This window comes from Shewanella zhangzhouensis (genome assembly GCF_019457615.1).
GTDB lineage: Bacteria > Pseudomonadota > Gammaproteobacteria > Enterobacterales > Shewanellaceae > Shewanella > Shewanella zhangzhouensis.
In genome coordinates this window covers 1,442,198-1,465,385 of sequence record NZ_CP080414.1, presented here as the reverse complement: position 1 = coordinate 1,465,385, position 23,188 = coordinate 1,442,198, and the positions used below count along the sequence as shown (strand labels likewise).

17 protein-coding genes are annotated in these 23,188 nt (G+C 53.9%); 5 read left to right on the top strand and 12 right to left on the bottom strand.

The features are described 5' to 3' along the window. Positions 1-20 precede the first annotated feature (20 nt). Both K0H63_RS06325 and K0H63_RS06320 read left to right on the top strand, forming a co-directional pair. Positions 21-1,739 carry a proline--tRNA ligase gene (locus K0H63_RS06325; protein WP_220067205.1) on the top strand — a complete coding sequence of 573 codons (1,719 nt, stop codon included), beginning with the start codon at positions 21-23 and terminating at the stop codon, positions 1,737-1,739. A gap of 129 nt (positions 1,740-1,868) precedes the next feature. Continuing rightward, a complete protein-coding gene (locus tag K0H63_RS06320) occupies positions 1,869-2,993 on the top strand; it encodes a patatin-like phospholipase family protein (protein WP_220067204.1) in 1,125 nt (374 codons plus the stop codon). A 200-nt stretch (positions 2,994-3,193) separates the two neighbouring features. On the opposite strand, the gene K0H63_RS06315 is transcribed toward K0H63_RS06320, so the two are convergent. Continuing rightward, positions 3,194-5,140 carry a monovalent cation:proton antiporter family protein gene (locus K0H63_RS06315; RefSeq protein ID WP_220067203.1) on the bottom strand — a complete coding sequence of 649 codons (1,947 nt, stop codon included), beginning with the start codon at positions 5,138-5,140 and terminating at the stop codon, positions 3,194-3,196. A 157-nt stretch (positions 5,141-5,297) separates the two neighbouring features. Here K0H63_RS06315 and dgcS point away from each other — a divergent pair, with 157 nt between their 5' ends. Next, on the top strand, positions 5,298-6,209 hold the full coding sequence (dgcS, locus tag K0H63_RS06310; RefSeq protein WP_220067202.1) for a diguanylate cyclase DgcS: 912 nt from the start codon (positions 5,298-5,300) through the stop codon (positions 6,207-6,209). Between the two features lie 54 nt (positions 6,210-6,263). Here dgcS and K0H63_RS06305 read toward each other — a convergent pair whose 3' ends face one another. Further along, positions 6,264-7,715 carry a RimK family ATP-grasp domain-containing protein gene (locus K0H63_RS06305; RefSeq protein ID WP_220067201.1) on the bottom strand — a complete coding sequence of 484 codons (1,452 nt, stop codon included), beginning with the start codon at positions 7,713-7,715 and terminating at the stop codon, positions 6,264-6,266. Positions 7,716-7,782: 67 nt separating this feature from the next. On the opposite strand from K0H63_RS06305, the gene K0H63_RS06300 reads away from it, so the two are divergent. After that, on the top strand, positions 7,783-8,880 hold the full coding sequence (locus tag K0H63_RS06300) for a GNAT family N-acetyltransferase/peptidase C39 family protein (RefSeq protein ID WP_258405668.1): 1,098 nt from the start codon (positions 7,783-7,785) through the stop codon (positions 8,878-8,880). A gap of 61 nt (positions 8,881-8,941) precedes the next feature. Here the strand turns inward: K0H63_RS06300 and tilS are convergent, their stop codons facing one another. The 3 genes from tilS to K0H63_RS06285 all read right to left on the bottom strand — a co-directional run bounded on the left by tilS (position 8,942) and on the right by K0H63_RS06285 (position 15,175). Further along, positions 8,942-10,414: a tRNA lysidine(34) synthetase TilS gene (gene tilS / locus K0H63_RS06295; protein WP_258405667.1), complete on the bottom strand. Its 1,473-nt coding sequence runs from the start codon at positions 10,412-10,414 to the stop codon at positions 8,942-8,944. A 1-nt stretch (position 10,415) separates the two neighbouring features. After that, positions 10,416-13,889, bottom strand: coding sequence for a DNA polymerase III subunit alpha (dnaE, locus tag K0H63_RS06290; protein WP_220067199.1), 3,474 nt, complete (start codon positions 13,887-13,889; stop codon positions 10,416-10,418). A 200-nt stretch (positions 13,890-14,089) separates the two neighbouring features. Then, positions 14,090-15,175 (bottom strand): PAS domain-containing protein, encoded by a 1,086-nt coding sequence (locus K0H63_RS06285; protein WP_220067198.1) that lies wholly within the window; start codon positions 15,173-15,175, stop codon positions 14,090-14,092. Between the two features lie 191 nt (positions 15,176-15,366). Here K0H63_RS06285 and K0H63_RS06280 point away from each other — a divergent pair, with 191 nt between their 5' ends. After that, complete coding sequence (locus tag K0H63_RS06280) at positions 15,367-15,879, top strand: DUF1993 domain-containing protein (protein WP_220067197.1); 513 nt, start codon at positions 15,367-15,369, stop codon at positions 15,877-15,879. Between the two features lie 132 nt (positions 15,880-16,011). On the opposite strand, the gene rnhB is transcribed toward K0H63_RS06280, so the two are convergent. The 7 genes from rnhB to bamA form a co-directional block, all read right to left on the bottom strand. Further along, positions 16,012-16,632, bottom strand: a complete 621-nt coding sequence (gene rnhB / locus K0H63_RS06275) for a ribonuclease HII (RefSeq protein ID WP_220067196.1) — start codon at positions 16,630-16,632, stop codon at positions 16,012-16,014. Then, the gene (gene lpxB / locus K0H63_RS06270; RefSeq protein WP_220067195.1) at positions 16,632-17,810 is read right to left on the bottom strand and encodes a lipid-A-disaccharide synthase; all 1,179 of its coding nucleotides are present in this window, start codon (positions 17,808-17,810) and stop codon (positions 16,632-16,634) included. Before lpxB ends, rnhB begins: the two co-directional genes overlap by 1 nt. 26 nt (positions 17,811-17,836) lie before the next feature. Further along, complete coding sequence (gene lpxA, locus K0H63_RS06265; protein ID WP_220067194.1) at positions 17,837-18,607, bottom strand: acyl-ACP--UDP-N-acetylglucosamine O-acyltransferase; 771 nt, start codon at positions 18,605-18,607, stop codon at positions 17,837-17,839. Next, positions 18,604-19,065, bottom strand: a complete 462-nt coding sequence (fabZ, locus tag K0H63_RS06260; RefSeq protein ID WP_011759266.1) for a 3-hydroxyacyl-ACP dehydratase FabZ — start codon at positions 19,063-19,065, stop codon at positions 18,604-18,606. Before fabZ ends, lpxA begins: the two co-directional genes overlap by 4 nt. 44 nt (positions 19,066-19,109) lie before the next feature. After that, positions 19,110-20,135: a UDP-3-O-(3-hydroxymyristoyl)glucosamine N-acyltransferase gene (lpxD, locus tag K0H63_RS06255; protein ID WP_220067193.1), complete on the bottom strand. Its 1,026-nt coding sequence runs from the start codon at positions 20,133-20,135 to the stop codon at positions 19,110-19,112. A 3-nt stretch (positions 20,136-20,138) separates the two neighbouring features. Next, entirely contained in the window at positions 20,139-20,636 is a 498-nt protein-coding gene (locus K0H63_RS06250) for an OmpH/Skp family outer membrane protein (protein ID WP_041410172.1), read from the bottom strand. A 62-nt stretch (positions 20,637-20,698) separates the two neighbouring features. After that, positions 20,699-23,182, bottom strand: coding sequence for an outer membrane protein assembly factor BamA (bamA, locus tag K0H63_RS06245; RefSeq protein ID WP_220067192.1), 2,484 nt, complete (start codon positions 23,180-23,182; stop codon positions 20,699-20,701). Between the last annotated feature and the right edge of the window lie 6 nt (positions 23,183-23,188).

Genomic DNA, 23,188 nt, shown 5'->3' with positions numbered 1-23,188 from the left:
TTCAACTATGGACACCGGGAATGCGAGTCAGCAAATACCTGCTATCGACACAGAAAGAAACCCCAGCCAATGCCGAGGTAGTCAGTCATCAACTCATGCTGCGTGCGGGCATGATCCGCCGCAATGCGTCAGGCCTTTACAGCTACCTGCCCACAGGTTTGCGTGTACTACGCAAAGTAGAAGCCATTGTTCGTGAAGAAATGAACAAGGCCGGCGCCATTGAGATCCTGATGCCCATGGTGCAGCCGGGTGACTTGTGGGTCGAAACAGGTCGTTGGGATCAGTTTGGTCCCGAGCTTTTGCGCTTTACCGACCGCCACAATCGCGACTTCGTGCTGGGCCCAACCCACGAAGAAGTGATAACCGACCTTATCCGTAAGGAAGTGAGCTCGTACAAGCAGCTGCCGCTGAACCTGTACCAAATCCAGACCAAGTTCCGTGACGAAGTACGCCCACGTTTCGGCGTGATGCGCTCACGTGAATTCCTGATGAAGGATGCCTACTCCTTCCACCTGACTCAGGAAACCCTGGACGAAACTTATCAGGCCATGTACACCGCCTACAGCAACATCTTCAGCCGCATGGGTCTGGCATTCCGCCCCGTGCTGGCCGATACCGGCTCCATCGGTGGCAGCGTATCCCACGAATTCCACGTACTGGCCCAGAGCGGTGAAGACCTGATTGCCTACTCTACCGGCAGCGACTACGCCGCCAACATCGAGAAGGCCGAAGCCCCGCTGCCAACCGAACCCCGCGCCGCCGCCACTGAGGCCCTGCGCACCGTGGACACCCCCAATGCCAAGACCATTGCCGAGCTTGTCGAGCAATTCGGCGTGGCCATTGAAAAGACCATCAAGACCCTGATTGTCAAAGGCGCCACCGAAGAAGCCCCACTGGTTGCCCTTCTGGTCCGTGGTGACCATGAGCTCAACGAAATCAAGGCCGACAAGCTGGAACTGGTTGCCTCTCCGCTGGAGTTTGCCGGTGAAGCGGAAATCCGCGCCGCCGTGGGTGCCGGTACAGGTTCTATCGGTCCAGTTAACCTCAAGATGCCCATCATCGCCGACCACAGTGTGCTGGTGATGAGTGACTTCGCTGCCGGTGCCAACGAAGATGGCAAGCACTTCTTCGGCATCAACTGGGAGCGCGATCTGCCGCTGGTTCAGGGCGCTGACATCCGCAACGTGGTTGAAGGCGAAGCCACTCCTGATGGCAAGGGCGTTTATGCCTTCGCCCGTGGTATCGAAGTGGGTCACATCTTCCAGCTGGGTAACAAGTATTCAGAAGCCATGAACGCCACAGTGCTGGACGAAAACGGCAAGTCACAGATCATGCTGATGGGCTGTTACGGTGTGGGCGTAAGCCGCATCGTCGCTGCTGCCATTGAGCAGAACAATGACGACCGCGGCATAGTATGGCCCGAAGCTATTGCACCGTTCACCGTAGGCATTCTGCCAATGAACATGCACAAGTCTCATCGGGTTACCGATACCGCCGAAGCCCTGTACAAAGAACTGACCGAAGCCGGTTTCGAAGTGCTGTTTGACGACCGTAAAGAGCGCCCTGGTGTGATGTTTGCCGATATGGAGCTGCTGGGCATCCCCCACACAGTGGTCATCGGCGATCGCAACATAGACACAGGTGTCTACGAGTACAAAAATCGCCGCACCGGTGAAAAGAGCGAAGTGCCATTTGCGGAGCTCGTGAGCTTCCTCAAAGCTCAGTTTCAGCAAGGCTAAGGCTTGAAACATGCAATAAAGGCACCCTGCGGGGTGCTTTTTTTTGCCTGCAGCATTGCCAACACTGTCGACGAACGGCTTTAATTAGCCTAAGGGAAAGAGTTAACTATCAAGCTATTGGAGAACGCCTTGCCGTCATCGACTGCGCTGGTTTTAGGGGGAGGTGGTGCCCGCGCCGCATATCAGGTGGGGGTACTGAAGGCTATCGTGCAGTTTTACCCGCGAAATCACGGCATTCCCTTTCGTATTGTCTGCGGCACCTCGGCTGGGGCCATCAATGGCACCTCCATTGCCACCCACGCATCCTGTTTTCATTTGGGTGTAAGAAAGCTTGAATGGGTCTGGCGTCACTTTGAAACTTCCAAAGTTTATACCAGTTCAATCCCCGGGGTGATGAAGCATCTGGGCCGTATGGCACTCAAGGGCCTGCAACACGATAAGGTCAATACCGACGCGGGCAGTCTGCTGGACAATGAACCCTTAAGGCGGCTGTTAAACGAGCTTATTGATTTTGGCCGCATCGACAGAAACATTCGCTCGGGGGCATTAACAGCCCTGTCGATAGACACGTCCTGCTACAACAACTCCCGCTCAGTGACCTTTTTTCAGGCATCCAGAGATCTGGACAATTGGTATCGCGCCAGACGCAGTGGAGAGCGCACCCGGCTCAATACCGAGCATCTGCTCGCAAGCTCCGCCATTCCCATGGTGTTCCCGTCCATTAAGCTCAAACAACATTACTATGGCGATGGCTCGGTGCACCAATTGGCGCCGTTGGCAAGCCCCATACATTTAGGGGCAGAACGTATTCTGGTGATAAACCTCGACAGTCCCCACAAGCAAGACACCCGCGAGCTTGAGCATCATCCGAAAACCGCCACCATCGCGGGCCACCTGCTGGACACCATCTTTTCGGACACACTCAACAGCGACCTTGAGCGTCTGGAAAGGATTAACAACACCCTGAAGCTGATTCCGGCAGAAAGCCGGGACAGATTACAGCTCAAACCCATACACACGCTGGTTATCAAGCCCAGTGAAGATCTCACCGTACTTGCTGCCCGCTATTATCGTGAAATGCCTTTCGCTGTCAGAACCCTGCTGGGGCTTATTGGCATCAACGAAGACTCAGACTCCAGTATCGTGTCCTATCTGTTGTTTGAGAAGGCCTATACCAGTGCCCTGATAGACCTCGGCTACCAGGATGCCATGTGCCAAATCGATGAAATAAAGGCATTTTTCAATATCAGCTGACCGCTGCCAATAAGCGCTGGCGAAGGGCGCTTAAGGCAGCACCCATAGCAGATTGACCTTCCTGTGGCGTGCCTCTCGCCTTCAACGCTGTGAGCCACTTGTTAAATAGAGCCATGCGGTAGCCTGAAGACAGAAATCCCCTGCTTGTGCCGATAATCGGCAAGCAGCGGGCTTAAAAAGCTGCCTATCCGCACCAATCATCAGCCCTGAAGCAGCAGCGCCTCGGCCTTTTCCACCCGCCTGGGTTTACCAAGTAAAATCAGCACGTCACCGGCACGAAGCTGCCAGTCCTCGCTCGGACTGTCGAACTCCTCTCCCCCACGGCGAATGGCTCTGAGTTCGACCCTGAGCTTGGCCCAGGGGATGTCACCGAGGCGCTGCCCCACCACACTGGCGCCCCTTGGCAGCGCGACGGCATGCAACAGCTCCAGGGTAAAGTCGGTTTCTGTGCCCGAGAAAAAGCCATGCAGGTACTGATAGTGATTGCGCCGCTCAAATTCGAGCCGCTTTAAAATCCGCGTTAGTGGAACACCACACTGATACAGCACCTGACTGACCAGCATCAGGCTGCCCTCCAGGGTCTCTGGTATCACCTGGCTGGCGCCGGCTTGTTCCAGGAGTTTGAGTTCACTGTCATCCCGGGTGCGAACCAGAATCTTCGCCGTAGGCGCCAAAGTGCGGCACAGGTGTATCACCTCATCCACAGCGCGGCTTTCACAGAAAGTGAGCACTATCATCTTTGCCTGACTGATGCCTGCCTGCTTTAAAATGGCACGCTTGCAGACATCACCAAAATACACAGGTTCGCCGGCACGCTTGGCTTCCTGCACCCGGGTGGGGTCAAGATCCAGCGCCAAAAATGGCACAGCTTCGGCCTTCAAAAAGCGGGCTATGGTTTGGCCAACCCGGCCATAACCCAGGATAAGTACCAGCTCTGTCCCCTCTTCCACCTTGGGAAGATGGGGATCATCTTTAACCGAAGGTTTTAACCCCTGCAGCCATTTGCTGATGTTCACCGCGTGTCGCACCAGGGTTGGCGCCAATGCCATGGAGATCACGGCGACCATCACCAGCACTGTGCTGACCTCGGGCTCCAGCAGCTGATAATTCACCGCCAGTGCCAGCACCACAAAAGAAAACTCCCCCACCTGCGCCAAAATAAGGGCCGACACCGAGGAGATACGGAATGGTTCACCGGCAAGCTTCAGAAGCCCATGAACCACCAGCGCCTTGCCACTTATCACTGCCAGCAGCACCAGCAGGATCTGCCACCAGTAAGCCATCACTAACCGGAAATCCAGCAACATGCCAATGGAGATAAAAAAGAGCCCCATCAGGAGATCGCGAAACGGCCGGATATCGGCTTCGAGCTGTCGCCGGTACTGACTCTCTCCCAGCAACATGCCCGCCATAAAGGCCCCCAGTGCCATGGAGAGCCCAAGCCATTGGGTAAAGGCACCTGTCAGCAGCGCCACCACCAGCGCTGAGAGCACAAAGAGCTCATTGGAGCGGGAACGCGCCACCTCATCAAATACCTTGGGGAGTGCCCACTTACCAAACGCCATCAGAGCAATAAAGGCCACTGTGCCTTTGAGCAAAGCAAACATCACATTATGAAGGGCAAGCGTGCCATCAGCCTCCCCAAGCAAGGGGAGCAGGATGAGTAATGGCACCACAGCCAAATCCTGAAACAGCAGCACACTCACGGATAACTCGCCATGGCGTCGCCGCAGCCATCCCTGCTCATTCAGGAGTTTAAGTACTATGGCCGTGGAAGACAGCGCTATGGTTGAGCCAATCACCAAGGCCTGTACCGGCTGCTGCCCGAGGGCCATGGCTATCAACATGGTGATAAGCGTGGTGACCAGCACCTGAGCGCTGCCAAGGCCAAATACGGTACGGCGCATGGCCCAGAGTTTAGGCACTGAAAATTCCAACCCCAGGGTAAACATCAGGAGCACGACCCCAAGCTCGGCCACCGAATGCATCTGGTGCTGGCTGAACCAATCAAATCCGCCGGGGCCGGCAACCACACCGGTGAGCAGGTAAGCAAGAATGGCGGGCAAACCCAAACGTCTCAAGAGCGCGATGGCTGCAATGGCGATAAGCAGCATCAACAAAATCTTGAGAAGTATGCCCTGTTCCATGAAGTTTCCTTGTCAAATTACCGGCACGGGAAAATTTGCACTGCCATAACAAAGATTAACTGAGTGACATACAAAGACAAATTTATTTAACAGCTTTTACGGCACAGATTTTGCTTTATTTAAATCAGATGAGTCCTGAACCGCCGGAGTAATAAATATGGACTTTGGTATTGCCGCACAAGTATATCCCGATGACTACCACTTTGGCCGCAGCGCCGCCGTGGCCGACATCCATGATGGCCCCGATCAGCTTGCTCTGGTCACCATAGTTCAGCAGCTTCATGCAAGCCTGGATCCACGGACCGTTTTTGCCTGTTTTGGCAAAGTCCTGGGCCAGTATTTGCCGCTTGCCGGCGTTCAGGCGCAATTTGCCGAGATGCAGCTCAGCTGGGGCAAACGCATTGGAGTGAGTTTGAAACGGCATCTCAACACTGAATCCTGCCGTGGTGCCGTGCTGGATTACCGTCTCGATACCCCGCTGACACCGGCACAAATTCGCGTTTTACAAACGCTGGAGTCGATGCTCATCCAACCGCTGCTCAATGCGATTCAATACCAAAAGATGTCTGAGCAGGCCATGTTTGATCCCCTGACAGGCCTTGGAAACCGTAACTTTTACGGCCAGGCCATCAAGCATGCGGTGGCAAGGGCAAGCCGTCATCAGGACAAGTTATCCCTGATCATTCTGGATCTGGACAACTTCAAACAGCTCAATGACACCCACGGCCACCAGTTTGGTGATGCCGTACTCAGGCAATTTGGCGCCCTTATCAAGTCCGCCATCCGCAATACCGATCAGGCCTTTCGTATCGGCGGCGATGAGTTTGTGGTGCTGGTGAGGGGCGAGCTGGACTCGGCGACTTTGCTGTGTGAGCGCATATTAAGCAAACTGGCCAAAGGCAGCTTCTTTTCCCGCAACCGGATACACACCAGCCTCGGTGCCGCAGAGATTCAGGCGGGAGAAAACCAGGATAACCTTTACGAACGGGCCGACAAGGCCTTGTATCAAGCCAAGGCCGCCGGCCGCAATTGCTATCGCCTCAGTCTTCAACACCCTGTCAAAGACTGACAATAAGTTGACAGTGGTCGCCCAGGGATGGGCAAGATTCTCCTTCCAAATGACTTAAAATCCCCGTAACTGAATACGCCGCAGAAATTCGGTCATCACCCTGTCGTAAAGCAAGTCTCCAAGGTATTTATCTTCCACGCCGTGATCAACGCTGGGATTGTCATTTACTTCAATTACATAGGCTTTGCCGTTCACTTCTTTCAGGTCGACGCCGTAAAAACCACTGCCAATTAAATTGGCCGCCTTTACTGCGGCATCCACCACTTGGCTGGGGACAGACTTCATGTCCAGGGCATCGAATCCGCCGCTGCTTACCCGTCCACTCTTGTGGTGCTGGTAAATTTGCCAGTGACCACGACTCATGTAGTAACGGCAGGCGTAGATAGGCTGACGGTTAAGCACCCCAATACGCCAATCAAACTCGGTCGGCAGGTATTCCTGGGCCAGGATCAAACTGCTGTGCTGGAAGATACGCAGCGCCTCTGCTTCCAGCTGTGCCCGCTCTTTCACCTTAACGACACCGAGGGAAAAGGCGCCATCGGGCACCTTAAGTACAGCAGGCAAGCCGATTTCTGCGATGAGCGCATCCTGCCAGCCTTCATCGGATGCTTTAAAAATCATGCTCTTTGGCGCAGGGACCTTGTGGCTTGCCAGCAGCTCAGATAAAAACACCTTGTTGGTACACTTCATGATGGACTCGGGGTCATCCATCACAATAAGCCCCAGCTGCTCGGCGCTTTTGGCGAAACGGTAGGTAAAGTTGCTGATATTCGTGGTCGAGCGAATAAAGAGGCCGTCAAACTCTCCCAGCCTTGTAAGTTCATGTGGCCCAATCAGCTCAAGCTCCATACCCAACCGGTTGGCGGCCTTGATAAAGCGGTTCAGTGCCCCCTTGTTGGAGGGCGGCATTTTTTCCCGCTCGTCCACCAGCATGGCCATCTCGTAGCGAAACTTGCGTGAACGCCGGGGCTTACGCCACACCTTCTGTGAAAACACCTCAAGAGAGTTGGCAAAAGCATCTTGCTCTGCATCGCTCAGCGCTTGGTAGGGAAATGGCTGAATACTGTCGACCTGCCACTTTTCCTGTAACTTCACCAGTTTCACTTCCAGCACAGGCACGGTAAAACGTTCAAAGATCTTGCGGCCTATGCGCTCGAGGGCGGGAATATCGCAGTAACCAAAAAACAGTTTGAAGCTGAGTTGGGTTAGCTCGGCACTCAGTTTTTCAAGCCCCCCCTGAGGCAGGCTGAAAAAACGGTCCTGAGACAAGTCATTGATGGTCATGACTCTGGGTAAGACCCTGTGGCCGCGGGCTTCGGCCAGCAGCGAGCAATAATAGCCGTTGGAGAGGTAGTCGTAGTTGCGGCACAGGTTCAATACCTGCACATTCTTGCTGTTGCCCCAGGCCCCCATGGCCAGATACTCATTCACCGTCACCATCTGCTCGCTGGGCAGATAGGGGCGCCAGTCCTCCTTGTTATCCGTCACTATCAACAGCTGCGCCATAATTGAACTTGCCTCCTGTCACTGAACTGGATTTAATGAGCCTATCCTATTGTGGATGGCCATCACCATGGAATATCGCCTCGCGAGCCTAGCCCAACTCGACGCCCTTAATGCCCTCGAAAACAGTGCTTTCGAAGGAGACCGCATTTCGCCAAGACAGATGCGCCGGTTCATTCAATCCCCCCATGCCTGCCTGATGTTGGCCCTCGATGGCAGCACACTGGCGGCCTACGCACTGGTGCTTTTTCATCGTGGCACTCACCTTGCCCGGCTGTATTCGCTGGCTGTCAGCCCCGATTATCGCGGCAGGGGATTGTCCCGGGAACTTCTTGGCCGGGTTGAGCAAATCACGGTGGAAAAAGGCTATATCACCTTACGCCTGGAGGTACGAAATGACAATCTGGCGGCCCGGAATCTGTATCAAAAAATGGGTTATAAGGTGCTGAAATCCTTGGTGCATTATTACGACGATCTCGCCGACGGTGTGAGAATGCACAAGCGATTGGAGCCGCCCGGCCCCAGCACTACTCTGTCCATGCCACTCTACGTACAAACCACTCCGTTCAGCTGCGGCCCCGCTTGTTTGCAAATGGCGTTTGCGGCACTGCGCCGCTCATTTCAGCCCAGCAGACTGTTGGAGCTGCAATTGTGGCGCGAGGCCACCACCATTTACATGACCAGCGGCCATGGGGGCTGCAGTGCCGAGGGCTTGGCATTGGCAGCGGTGAATCGGGGCTTTGACGTTACACTCTTCAGTCAGTCTCATACTATTCCTTTTATCGACAGTGTCAGGGATGAGAACAAAAAGGCCATTATCAGCCTGGTGCATGAGGATTTTGTTGGGCAGCTGGCACAAAAAGGCGTGAGCGCCTTGCCGCGGGCACCGACGCTGGAAGAGCTTGAGGGCTATTTGCAACTTGGGGCCGCAGTGCTTCTGCTTATCAGCACCTATCGTTTCAACGGTGAAAAGGGACCACACTGGATTGCCCTGAGTGGCTGCAACCCTGAGTATTTTTTCTTTCACGACCCCTTTGTCGAGCATCAAAAGGATGCTGTGTCCGCCGCCTATGTGCCCGTCAGCCGGGCAGAGCTGGCGAAAGTGATGGGATTTGGGCGCAAAAAACAAACCGCCTGCGTGGTGCTTTATCCAGACAAACAGCACTGAACACTGCTCGGTGTCAGAGTCTGAGGTTTCGGCGGGGAGATATTCGCTGTAGCAAGAACAGTCAGTTACGTAAAAGCCTGATGGTCAGCCAGTCTTCATTGTCTTGCGGCTGTGACTTCTCAAGGGCCGTCTTTTCAACCCATACCCCGGCAGCTGCCACCAGCGCCCCGTCGCAGCAAAGCATGGGGATGGATGTTCTGAGCCAGGGCGGTACGTCAAACTCCTGCCAGAGCTTCTTTAATTCCCGCTGCTTACCCCGGCCCACTGGCCAGGCCTTGGTGCTGCCGGGTAAAGCATATACCAGCGTCAGGTTGCCTGTGAGAGCCCCTTGAGGCACTCTGGCTTGCCAAAAACACCCGTCCAGCCCTTTAGTCTCTGCGCCTGTTGGCAGCAACTGCAGCTTACCCAAAGGGGTCGCAATACCCTCAGCCAACATCTGCTGCGTGACTGGGGCTTGCACGGCAGACGTTTGGGTGACAGACGTTTGAGTGACACAGGCTAGTGAATGACTGCCGTTATCAGCTTCAGTATCGGCGTAAAGCCAGCCCTGAAATCGTCTTAAGCGGGTGTGACCAAAACGCAGCGAGACAGCGGCATCCGCCTTGGCGGTAAAAAGCTGGGTTAGTGCCTCTTCCAGTTGAATTTTTGATGGTGGGGGAAGAGCCGCAGCCTCAAGGAAACCACGGACCAATTGCGCCTGCCAGGCTTTTGATAAGGCAGCCGCTGGCTCCAATGCCAACCTGTATACGTCAGTTAAAGGGCAGCGGCTGATAAGCGGTGTCAGACGCTCACTGACCTCTTCATCCAGGAGCATTTGGGTTTGGGCGCACAGCTCAGCGCTGCGACTTGCTGTGGCGCCTATGGCACTCCAGCGGGATTTGAGTCGCGGAATAATGTCCGCTCGCAAAAAATTGCGGTCGAAACGGGTGTCCTGATTGCTTTCATCTTCGATGTGGCTAAGGCCAAGCGCCGACGTAACTTCCTCAAGGAACTCACGGGATACCCCCAGAAAAGGCCTTACCTGAAATGCGCCGCCATCGAGGGACTGTTGTTGCCCCATGGCCGCAAGTCCCCTGGGGCCCAAACCCCGGGCCAGTGCCAGAAGCAGGGTTTCCAACTGGTCGTCCTGATGATGGGCGGTAAGGAGCACGTCGCCTTCGGCCAAATGGGACATTAAGGCAGCATATCTGGCGCTGCGTGCCTCGGCCTCCAGGCTTAAGCGGGCACCTTGCTTTACCCTGACCTTTTCCAGCACAAAATCCAGTCCATAGTGCGCGGCGCGACTATGGCAGTGACGGGCCCAGACATCGGCATTGGGGCTTAAGCCATGGTGCACATGCACCAGTAGGCACTGGGCGCCGGGATGGATTTTTGCGTAATGGGAAAGGGCGCACGCCATAAGCTCTGAGTCCAGCCCGCCGCTGTAACCCAGCACCAGTTTGGAAGGACTCAGGCCCGCAAGCGCGGCCTCGATTAACGAGACCAGCCAATCAAGCTTTGCAATTACTGGCAACGAGCTTTGCATGCCTTTCATCTTAGAACTGGATCCGAATTTTATCCGGGCCTATCAGGGTTTGCAGTGCCAGCACCAGGTCATCGGAGGGGTTAACCCGCCACTCCTCGCCCAGTTGCAAGCGGCCGCTGGCATCAGCGCGGCTGAAGTTCACAATCAGGGGCACGGCGCCGCCCTTCCAGGGCGTAATCACGTCAAAAAACTTGTCCAGCATGGGCTCAGTGGCCTGCTGTGACGTCAAATCGACCTCAAGCGCCTTGGCAAAATGGCTTCGGGCCTCGCTGATATCAATAATATTGCGGGCGGTCATGCGGTTGCCGCCGGAGAAGTCATCGAAGCTCACTTCCCCTTCGCAGATAAGAATGCGGTCTTTTTCCAGCAGATGACCAAACTTTTCAAAGGCTTCAGTAAAGAGCATCACCTCGAGGCGGGCGCTCTTGTCATCCAGAGTCAGAAGCCCCATTTTGGAGCCCCTTTTGGTGAGCATCACCCGGCTGGCCACCACCAAACCGGCGGCCTTGACGGTTTTGCCCCGCTCGGTGGGGTGAATATCTTTCAGCCTGCCCGAGGTGTAGTTTTTCAGCTCTTTCAGATACTGATTGATGGGGTGGCCCGTGAGATACAGCCCCAGGGTTTCCCGCTCACCTTCGAGCCAGATTTTGTCCGGCCAGGGGGTGCACTCAACAAATTGCTGCTTGGCGTCTTCCTGATGATCGTTCAGGAGACCAAACATATCGTGCTGACCTGTGGCCTGGGCCTTGGCGTGTTGATCCGCCGCCTGCATGGCATCTGGCAGTGTCGCCATCATGGAGGCCCGGTGCGGTCCCAGGCTATCCAGTGCCCCAGAGTAAATCAGCTTTTCAATCACCCGCTTGTTAAGTTTTTTCAAGTCGATACGGGCGCAGAAGTCGAACAGGTCGGTGAAGGGGCCGTCTTTGCGGGCCTCGAGAATGGCCTCCACCGGCCCCTCACCCACACCCTTGATGGCACCGATGCCATAAACGATGTTGAGGTCTTCATCCACGGTGAACTTGAACAGGCCCTTGTTCACATCCGGCGGAATGATTTTAAGCCCCATGCGATCGCATTCGTCCACCAGGGTTACAATCTTGTCGGTGTTGTCCATATCCGCCGACATCACCGCTGCCATAAACTCCGACGGGAAGTGGGTCTTGAGCCACAACGTCTGATAGGACACCAGAGCATAGGCGGCCGAGTGCGATTTGTTGAAGCCGTAACCGGCGAACTTTTCCACCAGGTCGAAGATCTTCATGGCGAGCTCGCCATCCACGCCATTTTGTACCGAGCCGGCTTCAAAGCCTGCTCGCTGCTTGGCCATCTCTTCAGGCTTTTTCTTACCCATAGCCCGGCGCAGCATGTCGGCGCCGCCCAGGGTATAGCCCGCCAGCGTTTGGGCAATCTGCATCACCTGCTCCTGATAGAGAATGATGCCGTAAGTGGGTTCAAGTATGGGTTTGAGGCTCTCGTGCTGCCAGGTGGCATCCGGGTATGAAATCTCTTCGTGGCCGTGCTTACGGTCAATAAAGTTATCTACCATGCCCGACTGCAGTGGGCCCGGACGGAACAGGGCCACCAATGCAATCATGTCTTCGAAGCAGTCGGGCTGCAGACGCTTGATAAGGTCTTTCATGCCGCGGGATTCAAGCTGGAATACCGCTGTGGTCTCATAGCGTTTGAGCACGCCAAATGATTTGCTGTCATCCAGCGGAATAGCGGCAATATCCACCGGCGGCTTACCAAGCTTAGCCAGTCTGGGGTTAATCATCCCCAGCGCCCAATCGATAATGGTGAGGGTTCTGAGCCCCAAAAAGTCGAACTTTACCAGTCCCGCGTATTCCACATCGTTCTTATCGAACTGGGTAACCGGGTTTTTGCCCTCGGAGTCACAATACAGCGGCGAGAAATCGGTGATCTTGGTGGGCGCAATTACCACGCCACCTGCGTGTTTACCGGCGTTTCGAGTCACGCCCTCAAGCTTACGCGCCATGTCGATAAGGTCTTTCACTTCCTCATCGGCGTCGTAGGCCTCCTGAAGGCCGGGCTCGACCTCGAAGGCCTTGGCCAGAGTCATGCCCGGCTCGGGCGGGATCATCTTGGAAATACGGTCAACAAAACCGTAGGAGTGCCCCAGCACCCGGCCTACGTCACGCACCACCGCCTTGGCGGCCATGGTACCGAAGGTAATGATCTGCGACACCGCCTCGCGGCCGTAAAGCTCGGCCACGTGGTCAATCACCTCGTCGCGTCTGTCCATGCAGAAGTCGACGTCGAAGTCGGGCATGGACACCCGCTCGGGGTTCAAAAAGCGCTCGAACAGCAGGTCGAATTCCAGCGGGTCAAGGTCAGTAATTTTCAGGGCATAGGCCACCAAAGAGCCCGCGCCCGAGCCCCGGCCCGGCCCCACCGGAATGCCGTTATCCTTACCCCACTGGATAAACTCCATCACGATAAGGAAGTAACCGGGAAATCCCATCTGGTTGATTACCTGAAGCTCGATATCGAGGCGCTCATCGTACTCCTTGCGCTTCTCGGCTCTAACCTCAGGGTCGGGGAACAGGAACTCCAGCCGCTCTTCAAGGCCCTCTTTGGAGCGCTCCACCAGAAAGTCTTCGGTACTTAAATCGCCGGTGGGGAAGTTCGGCAGGAAGTATTCACCGAGGCGCACGGTCGCGTTACAGCGCTTGGCGATCTCCACCGTGTTCTCTATGGCCTCGGGAATATCGGCAAACAGCTCGCACATTTCGTCTTCACTGCGAAGATACTGCTGCTCACTGTATTTTTTAGGGCGGCGATTGTCAGCCAGAGTAAAACCATCGTGAATGGCCACCCGGATTTCGTGGGCTTCAAAGTCTTCCGGACTCAAAAACACCACCTGATTGGTAGCCACCACGGGCAGTCCCACCTCGGCAGCATGCTTCACCGCCATGTGCAGATAGGTTTCTTCGTCGGCCCGGCCAGTGCGGATAAGCTCGATAAAATACCGGTCAGGAAAATGCTGCTGATAAAACTGCGTTAAGCTGGTGGCCTGGGCTGCATTGCCCTTGATAAGCGCCTTACCCAAGTCCCCTTCTTTGGCGCCGGAGAGCAACAAAATGCCACTGTTGTAGGTCAGCAGCCATTCCTGGTCGATTGCCACCCTGCCCTGAACCTGGCCCCGCAGATACGCCTGACTGATAAGCTGAGTCAGGTTTTGATAACCCTCGTTGTCCATCGCCAGCACTGTGACGGCACAAAACTCGTCTTCAAACCCAGGCACCAGCATCCAGAAGTCGGCACCAATAATGGGCTTAATCCCTTTGTCATGGCAGGTGCTGTAAAATTTCACCAGACCACAGAGGTTATTCTGATCCGTCAGCGCGATTGCCGCCATGCCTTCGGCCTCGGCCTTGCCTAAAATGGGCTTAACCTTTGCCAGACCATCGGTCATGGAAAAATCTGAGTGAACGCGCAGATGAACAAAACGGGGTTGTGACATGAATATTGGGCTTTGGGTTTGCTCTGAAATCAATAGGGAAAGATAACATGGCAGTTAAGGTCAACAAAAGGCTTAACTGGTGGTTTGAATTGACGATGGGGCCTTTTTATACGGGCTAATCAAGATCCACAGTCAATGACCATAGCCCATTTTGCCACTCCCACTGAAATGCCCACGGCGATACTTGAAACTCCTCCTGTTCACCCCAAAAATGCCAGCAACTGCTTCGCTGAACCTATGATACTCGCGTCCAATTGATGGATATCGGGCGCATCCTGAGTGACAAATATTTGCGTATGCCAGATTGAAAAATCCTCAACCAACGACAGTAAAATATCCAAGAGCATAGGATCAATAGCGCTTCCCTGACGTTGCATCAGTTTATTCGCCAGATGGCCCACGACAGTTGAAATATCGATGAATTCATCCATTAAGAACAAATGACTGGCAAGATCACTTAAATCCTGAACGACGTTTTGAAAAGATTGAGGATTTGATGTTCCAAGCTTTAGCAACTCAATGTTGATCTTACAGTCATTCAAAATTGCTGCGAGATCACGAATGTCATTCATTGAAATGCCATGCATCCCAGCAAAATCGCGGGCAGAGATGTGTTTGATGTCATGCCTTTTTGGCAATACACCTACATCCGAGTCAGAAAAATCGAATAAATCATCTTCCCCAAACAAGGCAATATCTTCGTCTTTTCGAAGCTCAGGACAAAACAGCGTCGCATTTTGGATGAGTTGTAGAGTCGCATCCTGGGAGGTTTTCTTGAGCCTTTGACGCTCGTCTTCTGACTGATCTTCCATCAATCCGGAGAAGACTTTAAGGAGACTTCTGAAACTCTCAGTGGTGTTTTCAAGCTGTCCCAACTTACTTCTCATCACTGACAAGTCACGCATGGTGACCATAAAGAACGAGACATGGCCTTCTTTCGCCATAACAGGATGAATCGTCCATACGACCTGAAATGTTGAGCCATCTTTACGATAAAAGGTGGTTGCACCTCTGCAGTATCTCGCCGTTGCAATGCACTGATTAATTCTGTCAACGAACTGCTGATTGGTACGCTCACCTACCAGCCGAATAGCCGGCATTCCCATTAACTCGCGAAACTCATAGCCCATTAAATTGCACGCAGAAGTATTGGCGTATACAAAGTGTAAATCTTCAGGGTCACCTGCCAACATACAAATCGCATCAAAACTTTGTTCGAAAAGCTGGTGTATCAAGCCCAGTGGGTCGACGTGACTGACCAAATTTTCAAGACTGACTTTTTGCATGACATAACTCCGAGGCGGTCATCATAATCTTCCAAGTATGGATGCTCCGGGTTATCTGTAAATTTAAGTACGGAATGAGATATGCCAATCTGGACAGTCTTGCTGGACAAGGGGATAAACAGCAGGCTAGTTTTCTTAAACGCACGTACCTGCCCAAGCACACAATTACCACCGCAACGTAAGGACACTCCATGGCAAATCAGGAAATCAGCAAGTTAAAACAGCTTTTTATCAGCCGCCTCCAGGTGCTTTCACACATACTGAATACGGCAGAAAAACACCTTGGAACCCTCGATGACGCTGTGAAACAGCGACTGGCGCCGGACATGCATCCATTGGCGGTGCAGGTAATCTTTGCCTGTAATCAACCGAGGGGATTTTCGCAGTGGTGCAAGGGACTGACCGTGGATAATCTGCCGGCAGGAGAGTACAGCCCGGCTGAGCTTAAGCGGCTGATTTCAGAAACTGCGGCCATGGTGGAGCAAATCCAGGTTGATGATGCCCGGCTGGACGAAATCAAGCGCATCGGGTTGGGCCCGGGTCGTTACTGTGAATTGCCGGGATGGGACTATGTAAGTGACTATCTGCTACCCAACTTCTACTTTCACATCACTACCAGCTACGCCATCCTGAGGCACCTTGGGGCGCCGCTGGGCAAAGCTGACTATATGGCGTTTTTGCTGCCCCATGTAAGGCAAGAATGACGCCCTCTTAAGGCAATCCGTTAAACCGAACGGGAAAGCTGAACGCTAAAGCAATGCCAGAGTGAAGTTCCACACCACTTGAGCCAAGCAGTAACAAAAAAGCAGCCCGGGCTGCTTTTTTGGTATGTCGGATTAGCTGTTGGCCTCAAGCCACTCCCGCACCGGGCGAAAACTGCGCCTGTGCTCGGGCAACACACCATGGGCACTGAGCGCCTCAAAGTGTGCCTTGGTCGGGTATCCCTTGTGCCCCGCGAAGCCGTACTGGGGATATCTGGCATCCAGCTCTTCCATCTCACGGTCACGGGTGACCTTGGCAATCACAGACGCGGCGCTGATAGCGGCTATCAGGCCATCGCCTTTTACCACCGCATGGGCCGGTAATCCAAAATCCGGAGTGCGGTTGCCATCCACCAAGACTGACTCGGGGACAATAGCCAATCCGGCAACGGCACGCTGCATGGCGAGCATGGTGGCATGGAGAATATTAAGCTCATCGATTTCCCTTGGACTGGCACGGCCCACCGACACCGCCAGCGCCTTATCCATAATTTCAAGATAAAGGGCATCGCGCTTCTTTTCCGACAGCTTTTTGGAGTCATTCAGGCCGGTAATGGGCTTGCTTGGATCCAGAATAACGGCGGCAGTCACCACATCGCCTACCAGCGGACCACGGCCCACTTCATCGACGCCGGCGACCCGTCCCTGTTGCAGCAGCAATGCCTGCTCAGCACTCAGGTTTTTATACACTGCCATCAGAGTACCTCTGAAGTGCTGCCCAGCGGCGCTTCGGACCCAATCAGCGCATCGACCGCATCCGCGGCCCGCTCGCTGGCGTTTTGCCTGAGGCTGCGATGCATGTCGGTAAATTCGGCTATCAGAGCCCTGTTATCCCGGTTCATCATGGCAACCACCTCAGAAGCAATCTTCTCTGGCGTGCAATCGACCTGAATAAGTTCCGGCACCAGATCTTTACCGGACAAGAGGTTGGGCAACGAATAACGTTTAATCAGCATCATGCGGCTGGCAATGCTGTAAGTCAGCGGCGCCACCCTATAGGCAACGACCATGGGGCGCTTAACCAACATGGCTTCCAGGGTGGCGGTGCCGGACGCCAGCAGTATGCCGTCACTGGCCGCCATAATTTCACGGCTGTGGCCATCAAAGAGCTGAATTTCGAGCCCGGGGGCATGGGCTTCGAGGGCGGCGAGGAACTGCTCGCGGCGCTTCTCATTCACCAGAGGGGTGATAAAACGCACATCGGGCAGCGCCTCCTTGATGGCAACGGCGGCTTTGATAAACGGTTCGCTGAGCATCTTGAGCTCACCGCCGCGGCTGCCGGGGAGTATCGCCAGATATTCGGCGTCCCTATCGAGCCCCAGGATGTCGCGGGCATCATCTTTATTCAGCTCAAGGGGAATATCATCCGCAAGAGTATGCCCCACGAAGGTACAGGGCACCTGATGTTTGTCGTAAAAGGCTTTCTCAAACGGCAGCAAAGACAACACCATGTTGGTGGCCTTGGCTATCTTGAAGATACGCTTGGGACGCCAGGCCCACACGGAGGGGCTGACGTAGTGCACAGTTTTAATACCCTTTTGCTTAAGCTTAAGCTCGACACCAATATTGAAATCCGGCGCGTCTATGCCAATAAAACAATCGGGTTTAAGTGCGAGGAGCTGAGAGACCAGAGAGGAGCGTACCTTCAGGAGTCTTGGCAAGCGGGATAGGACTTCGACTATCCCCATCACGGCCAGCTCTTCCATGGCGAACAGGGACTCGAATCCGAGTGCCTCCATACGGGGACCGCCGATACCGACAAAGCGGGCGTCGGGGTGTCTGGCCTTGAGTGCTTTAACTAAACCTGCACCTAAAATATCGCCGGAGAGTTCTCCGGCGACCATGGCAAATACAAGTGGCTTGGATTGGCTCATGTTTTCTCTTAACGACCCATAATCCGTTATCGAATAATGCCGCGGCTGGAGCTGGCAACGAAGTCCATCAGTTGCTTCACTTCCGGCACAGTTGCTATTTCGTCGGCCAGAGCCGCAGTGGCTTCTTCCACGGTCAGATTGCTGCGATACAAGGTCTTGTAGGCGCGGCGCACGGCAAGCTGGGCTTCTTTGGAGAAACCACGACGCTTCAGACCTTCGCTGTTCAAACCACGGGGAATCGCTGGCTGACCAGCCGCCATCACGAAAGGCGGCACATCCTGAAGCACCAGCGAGCAGCCTGCCGTAAAGGCATGGGCGCCTATGTGCACAAACTGATGTACACCGGTCATCCCACCCAGAATAACCCAATCACCCACGTGAACGTGTCCGGCGATAGACGCATTGTTGGCCATGATAACGTTGTTGCCCACCACGCAGTCATGGGCGATGTGAACATACGCCATGAACAGGTTATTGGAGCCGATGCGGGTTTCGCTGTTGTCCTGAATTGTGCCACGATGGATGGTCACGTTTTCACGGATGACATTGTTATCACCGATGATAAGCCTGGTGGGCTCGCCGGCGTATTTCTTGTCCTGACAGTCTTCACCGACAGAAGCAAACTGGAAAATCCGGTTGCCTTTGCCTATCACTGTCGGGCCTTTAATCACCACATGGGAGTGAATGATGTTGTCGTCACCGATTTCGACTCTGGGGCCAATATAGCTCCAGGGGCCAATGGCCACGTTGTTGCCAATTTTCGCGTCGGGATGGACGAAGGCTAATTCACTTATCACTTGCTAATCTCTCTGCGGGCACACATGATTTCTGCGCTGCAAACCAGCTCACCATCCACTTTGGCCTCACCATAGAACACACCAATCCCGCGGCGTTCTTTAATCATTTTCACTTCAAAGTGCAGCTGGTCGCCCGGCTCAACAACCCGTTTAAAACGGGCATTGTCGATACCGGCAAAATAATAAAGCACATCCGGCGATGGCTCGCTGCTCATGGTTTTGAATGCCAGAAGGCCAGTTGCCTGGGCCATGGCTTCAAGGATCAATACACCAGGCATCACGGGAGCGACAGGGAAATGCCCCACAAAAAATGGCTCGTTGATGGTGACGTTTTTGATGGCGTGCAAAGATTCACCAGCGGTGAAGTCCAGTACACGGTCAATGAGCAGAAACGGATATCTGTGAGGCAGATACTTAAGTATCTCTTTGATATCCATGGTGTTCATTTGATTAGACACGAATTTTGTTCCTCAGGATGCACTGGCTCGCAAGCGGCTGTGCGTTACTTATCTTCTTGCTGTTTGCCTTCCAGCACCTTCACGCGCTGGAATAGCTCATCCAGTTGTCTGAAGCGCACTGTATTACGGCGCCACAGCTTGTTTTCCATGGCTACAGTGGCGGAAGAATACACGCCAGGCTCACGGATAATACTGGTAACGTTGGTAGCGCCACTGACATGGGTGCCATCGACGATACTCAGGTGGCCGGCAACGGCACTGTTGCCACCAAGTATACAGTATTTGCCAATAGTCACACTGCCTGCGATGGTGGTGTTGCCAGCAATCGCAGTGTGGGCGCCAATCACATCGTTGTGTGCGATTTGCACCTGATTATCGATAATAACGCCATCGTGAATTTCAGTATGGGACAGGGCGCCCCGGTCAATGGTGGTGCTGGCGCCAATTTCTACATTGTTGCCAATGCGCACACCGCCGGTTTGGGGGATCTTAACCCAATTGCCCCGCTCGTTGGCGTAACCAAAACCATCTGAACCAATAACTGCACCCGAATGAACGATACAGTCCATGCCCAAATGTACATCGTGGTAAACGGTGACGTTAGCCCAAAGACGGGTTCCTGAGCCTATGATGGAATCCTGCCCCACCACGGTGCCGGGACCTATCTGCACCTTGTCACCCAAAATCACATTGGCACCAATGACGGCATTGGCACCAATGCTGACTCCCTCACCCAAACGGGCGCTGGGGTCAATCACAGCTGAAGCATGGATACCTTCAGCTGCATTTGGGGTTGTATCAAGCAATTGCGCGACCCGGGCAAAACCGACGTAGGGGTCTTTGAGAATGAGGGCATTGCCTTCATAGGTGTCAGCATCTTTCGGGGCCAAGAGTACAGCGCTCGCTTTGGTTCCTTCCAGCTGAGCACGGTATTTACTGTTGGCCAAAAAGCTGATTTGTCCGGCACCTGCATCTTCAAGGGTGGCCACTGAGGAGATCAGTAAACTGCCATCGCCCTTGAGTTCTGCTCCCAAATGTTCGGCCAATTGGCCCAGAGTCACTTGCTTCATTTATTACTTGGCCTTGCCCAGCGCTTCTACTACCTTGCTGGAGATATCAAGCTGAGGCTTGGCAAATACCACGGCACCGCTCTGCATCACTACATCGATTTGTTCCTTTTCGGCGATGTCTTTGATGACTTGCTGAACCTTAACCAGGATCTTGTTCTGCTCTTCGGCCTGACGACGACGCACGTCTTCCTGCAGGGCTTTGCCCTTCAGTTGCAGATCTGCCTGCAGCGCTTCCATCTTGCGCAGAGCCTCAGTTTTCTGAGTTTCGCTCATCAGCGCTGCATCACGCTGGTTTTTCTCCATCAGGCTGCGCAGATCACCCTGCAGCTTTTTCACTTCGGCTTCACGGTCGCCAAACTCTTTTTCCAGCGCCTTGCCAATCGCTTCACGCTGAGGCAGCTGTTCAAACACGGCACCCATATCAACGACAGCAATTTTCTCTGCGTTGGCAGCCAGTGGCGCGCCAATCAGCATCAGAGTCACGAGTGCACGGTTAAGCATCTTGTTCAAAATAAACTCCTTGTTGTGGTGTTTTGTCACAATCGTCGCCGAGTGTATGTGTTTTAGAAAGTTTTGCCAATATTGAAGGAGAAGATCTCGGTTTCGTCGTCTTCGTACTCTTTAATTGGCCACGCAAGGCTGAATACCATGGGTCCCATGGGTGACAACCACTGTACGCTCATACCCCATGAAGCCCGCAGGCGGCTTGGGTCACTGTAGTCTTCGAGCTTGGCAAATTCCTCAGCTGGCAAAGAGCGATACTTGTCGTAATCAAACTCGGTATCCCAGACGTTACCGGCATCCACAAAGAAGCTGGTACGTACTGAATTGGTGTAGGCCTCATCCAGGAATGGCGTTGGCACGATCAGTTCAAGACTGGCTGTGGCCACGGCGTTACCACCGATGGAGCGACCCTGGCTAACCTGAATTTGGTTAGGATCGCCCGGCAAGCCGCAGCCGTCGCCGCTTGGGTCTGGAGAGCATGGTTCACTGCCACGTACTACGTAGAATGAACGTGGACCCACTGAGTTGGACTTAAAGCCTCGCAGGCTGCTGGAACCACCCGAGTAGTAGTTTTCCCAGAATGGCAGGATCTGGTCATTACCGTTGAAGTCACCGTAACCGTTACCGTAACCGATGCGGGCACGGCTCAGCACCACAAAGCTGTGGCTTCGGGTCAGCGGGAAGTAGAAGTTGGTATCAAAGTCTGCCTTGAAGTACTGCAGATCCGAGCCCGGAGTCGACATCTTACCTGACAAGCGCTGGCTGGAGCCATCAGTCGGGAAGGTACCGCGGTTCAGGGTGCTTCTGTACCAACCGGCGTTCAGCTCAAAGTTATTGAAGCTGAGGTCGGAGTTAGGATCGTCTTCATCACGGTAAATGTTATAGAAGCGCAGCGCCTGTTCGTACGCCGAAATTTCCGAAATGGTGTTGTGACGGAAACCAATACCAAAGTTCAGTCGGTTGTACTCATTCACCGGGAAACCGCTGCTAAGGGCAACACCGTAAGAGCTATTTTTATAACGCTCAAGGTTGGCCTCGTTGGCATCGAATTCGTTCCAGTAAATGTTTCCACCCAAACTCACACCGTCTTTAGTGAAGTAAGGATCTGAGTACGACAGGCTGACGTTCTTGGAATACTTGTTGGTATTGATGTTGATACCGGCCTGGTTACCCGTGCCAAGGAAGTTGCTCTGCTGCACACCAAACTGCAGGCTGATTCCCGACTCGGTGCCATAACCAATACCGGCGTTAAAGGAGCCAGATGGCTGCTCTTTCACTTTAAAGGCCACGTCTACCAGATCATCAGTACCGGGAACCTGAACGGTTTCAGTATCGACGGTTTCAAAGAAGCCCAAACGGTTCAAACGGTTTTTCGACAGTTCAACGTTGGCGGAGTTGAGCCAGGCACCTTCCATCTGACGCAGCTCACGGCGCAGCACTTCATCCTTGGTCACAGTGTTACCGGTGAAGTTAACGGAGCGAACATACACACGCTTACCGGGGCGCACGTTCACATTGAGGGTCACCTCTTTGCTTTCGTCGTCAATTTCCGGATAGGTCTTCACTTCGGGATAGGCATAACCGAAACGCCCCAGATACTTGGAGTACATTTCTTCGGTAAAGGTCACGTCGGCGCCGTTGTACTGATCGCCCGCCTTGATAGGCAGAATGGCTCGCATCAGTTCTTCGCGGCCCATCAGATCGCCGGTGAGGTTAACTTCCTTGACCTTGTACTGCTCACCTTCATCCACGTTAATAGTGATGTACAAGCCCTTGCGATCGGGTGTCATCGCCACCTGAGTGGATGTCACATCAAAGCGGATATAGCCGTTGTTGTGGTAGTGGGTCTTGATGGTTTCAAGGTCCGCCTGCAGCTTTTGCTTCTGGTAGCGACGCTCACCGAAGAGATCCCACCAGGCCACATAGTCTTTGAGCTCCAGCATGCCAATCAACTCGGCGTCGGAGAACTTGCTGTTGCCCACGATATTGATCTGACGAATTTCGGCAGCCAGACCTTCGGTAAATTTGAATTTCAATTCGACGCGGTTACGGGGGAGGTTAATCACCTGTGCCTCAACCTTGGCACCGTATTTACCCACACCGTAGTAGAAGTCCTGCAGACCTTTTTCGATACCGGACAGCATGGTGCGATCGAGGGCTTCACCCACCTTCACACCACTGCTATCAAGGCTTTCCTGCAGCTGCTCGTCTTTGATGTCCTTGTTACCTTCAAACGTCACCTCACTGATGGTGGGACGCTCTTTGACGGTCACAACGAGGACGCCGTCATCATTGGCAACCGAGACAGTATCAAAGTTGGTAGTGGCATAAAGGCTCTTAATGGCCTGCTGCAGTTTCAGCTGGTCAACGGTATCACCTACCTTTATTGGCAGGCTGAGCAAGGCAGCACCCAGTGCAACACGTTGCAAACCTTCTACTTGAATGTCGGTGACTGTGAATGGCGCAAAGGTCTCAGCCAGACCTGTCCCTGAATATGATGCGCCTAGCAGCATCATAGAGGCAAAAAGCTTATTCAATCTCATAGAGCA

Excerpts from the sequence above, each read along its gene's own strand:
- K0H63_RS06325 (WP_220067205.1), top strand. The coding sequence starts at position 21 with ATGCGAGTCAGCAAATACCTGCTATCGACACAGAAAGAAACCCCAGCC.
- K0H63_RS06315 (WP_220067203.1), bottom strand. The coding sequence starts at position 5,140 with ATGGAACAGGGCATACTTCTCAAGATTTTGTTGATGCTGCTTATCGCC.
- dgcS (WP_220067202.1), top strand. The coding sequence starts at position 5,298 with ATGGACTTTGGTATTGCCGCACAAGTATATCCCGATGACTACCACTTT.
- K0H63_RS06305 (WP_220067201.1), bottom strand. The coding sequence starts at position 7,715 with ATGGCGCAGCTGTTGATAGTGACGGATAACAAGGAGGACTGGCGCCCC.
- K0H63_RS06300 (WP_258405668.1), top strand. The coding sequence starts at position 7,783 with ATGGAATATCGCCTCGCGAGCCTAGCCCAACTCGACGCCCTTAATGCC.
- tilS (WP_258405667.1), bottom strand. The coding sequence starts at position 10,414 with ATGAAAGGCATGCAAAGCTCGTTGCCAGTAATTGCAAAGCTTGATTGG.
- dnaE (WP_220067199.1), bottom strand. The coding sequence starts at position 13,889 with ATGTCACAACCCCGTTTTGTTCATCTGCGCGTTCACTCAGATTTTTCC.
- K0H63_RS06285 (WP_220067198.1), bottom strand. The coding sequence starts at position 15,175 with ATGCAAAAAGTCAGTCTTGAAAATTTGGTCAGTCACGTCGACCCACTG.
- K0H63_RS06280 (WP_220067197.1), top strand. The coding sequence starts at position 15,367 with ATGGCAAATCAGGAAATCAGCAAGTTAAAACAGCTTTTTATCAGCCGC.
- rnhB (WP_220067196.1), bottom strand. The coding sequence starts at position 16,632 with ATGGCAGTGTATAAAAACCTGAGTGCTGAGCAGGCATTGCTGCTGCAA.
- lpxB (WP_220067195.1), bottom strand. The coding sequence starts at position 17,810 with ATGAGCCAATCCAAGCCACTTGTATTTGCCATGGTCGCCGGAGAACTC.
- lpxD (WP_220067193.1), bottom strand. The coding sequence starts at position 20,135 with ATGAAGCAAGTGACTCTGGGCCAATTGGCCGAACATTTGGGAGCAGAA.
- K0H63_RS06250 (WP_041410172.1), bottom strand. The coding sequence starts at position 20,636 with ATGCTTAACCGTGCACTCGTGACTCTGATGCTGATTGGCGCGCCACTG.
- bamA (WP_220067192.1), bottom strand. The coding sequence starts at position 23,182 with ATGAGATTGAATAAGCTTTTTGCCTCTATGATGCTGCTAGGCGCATCA.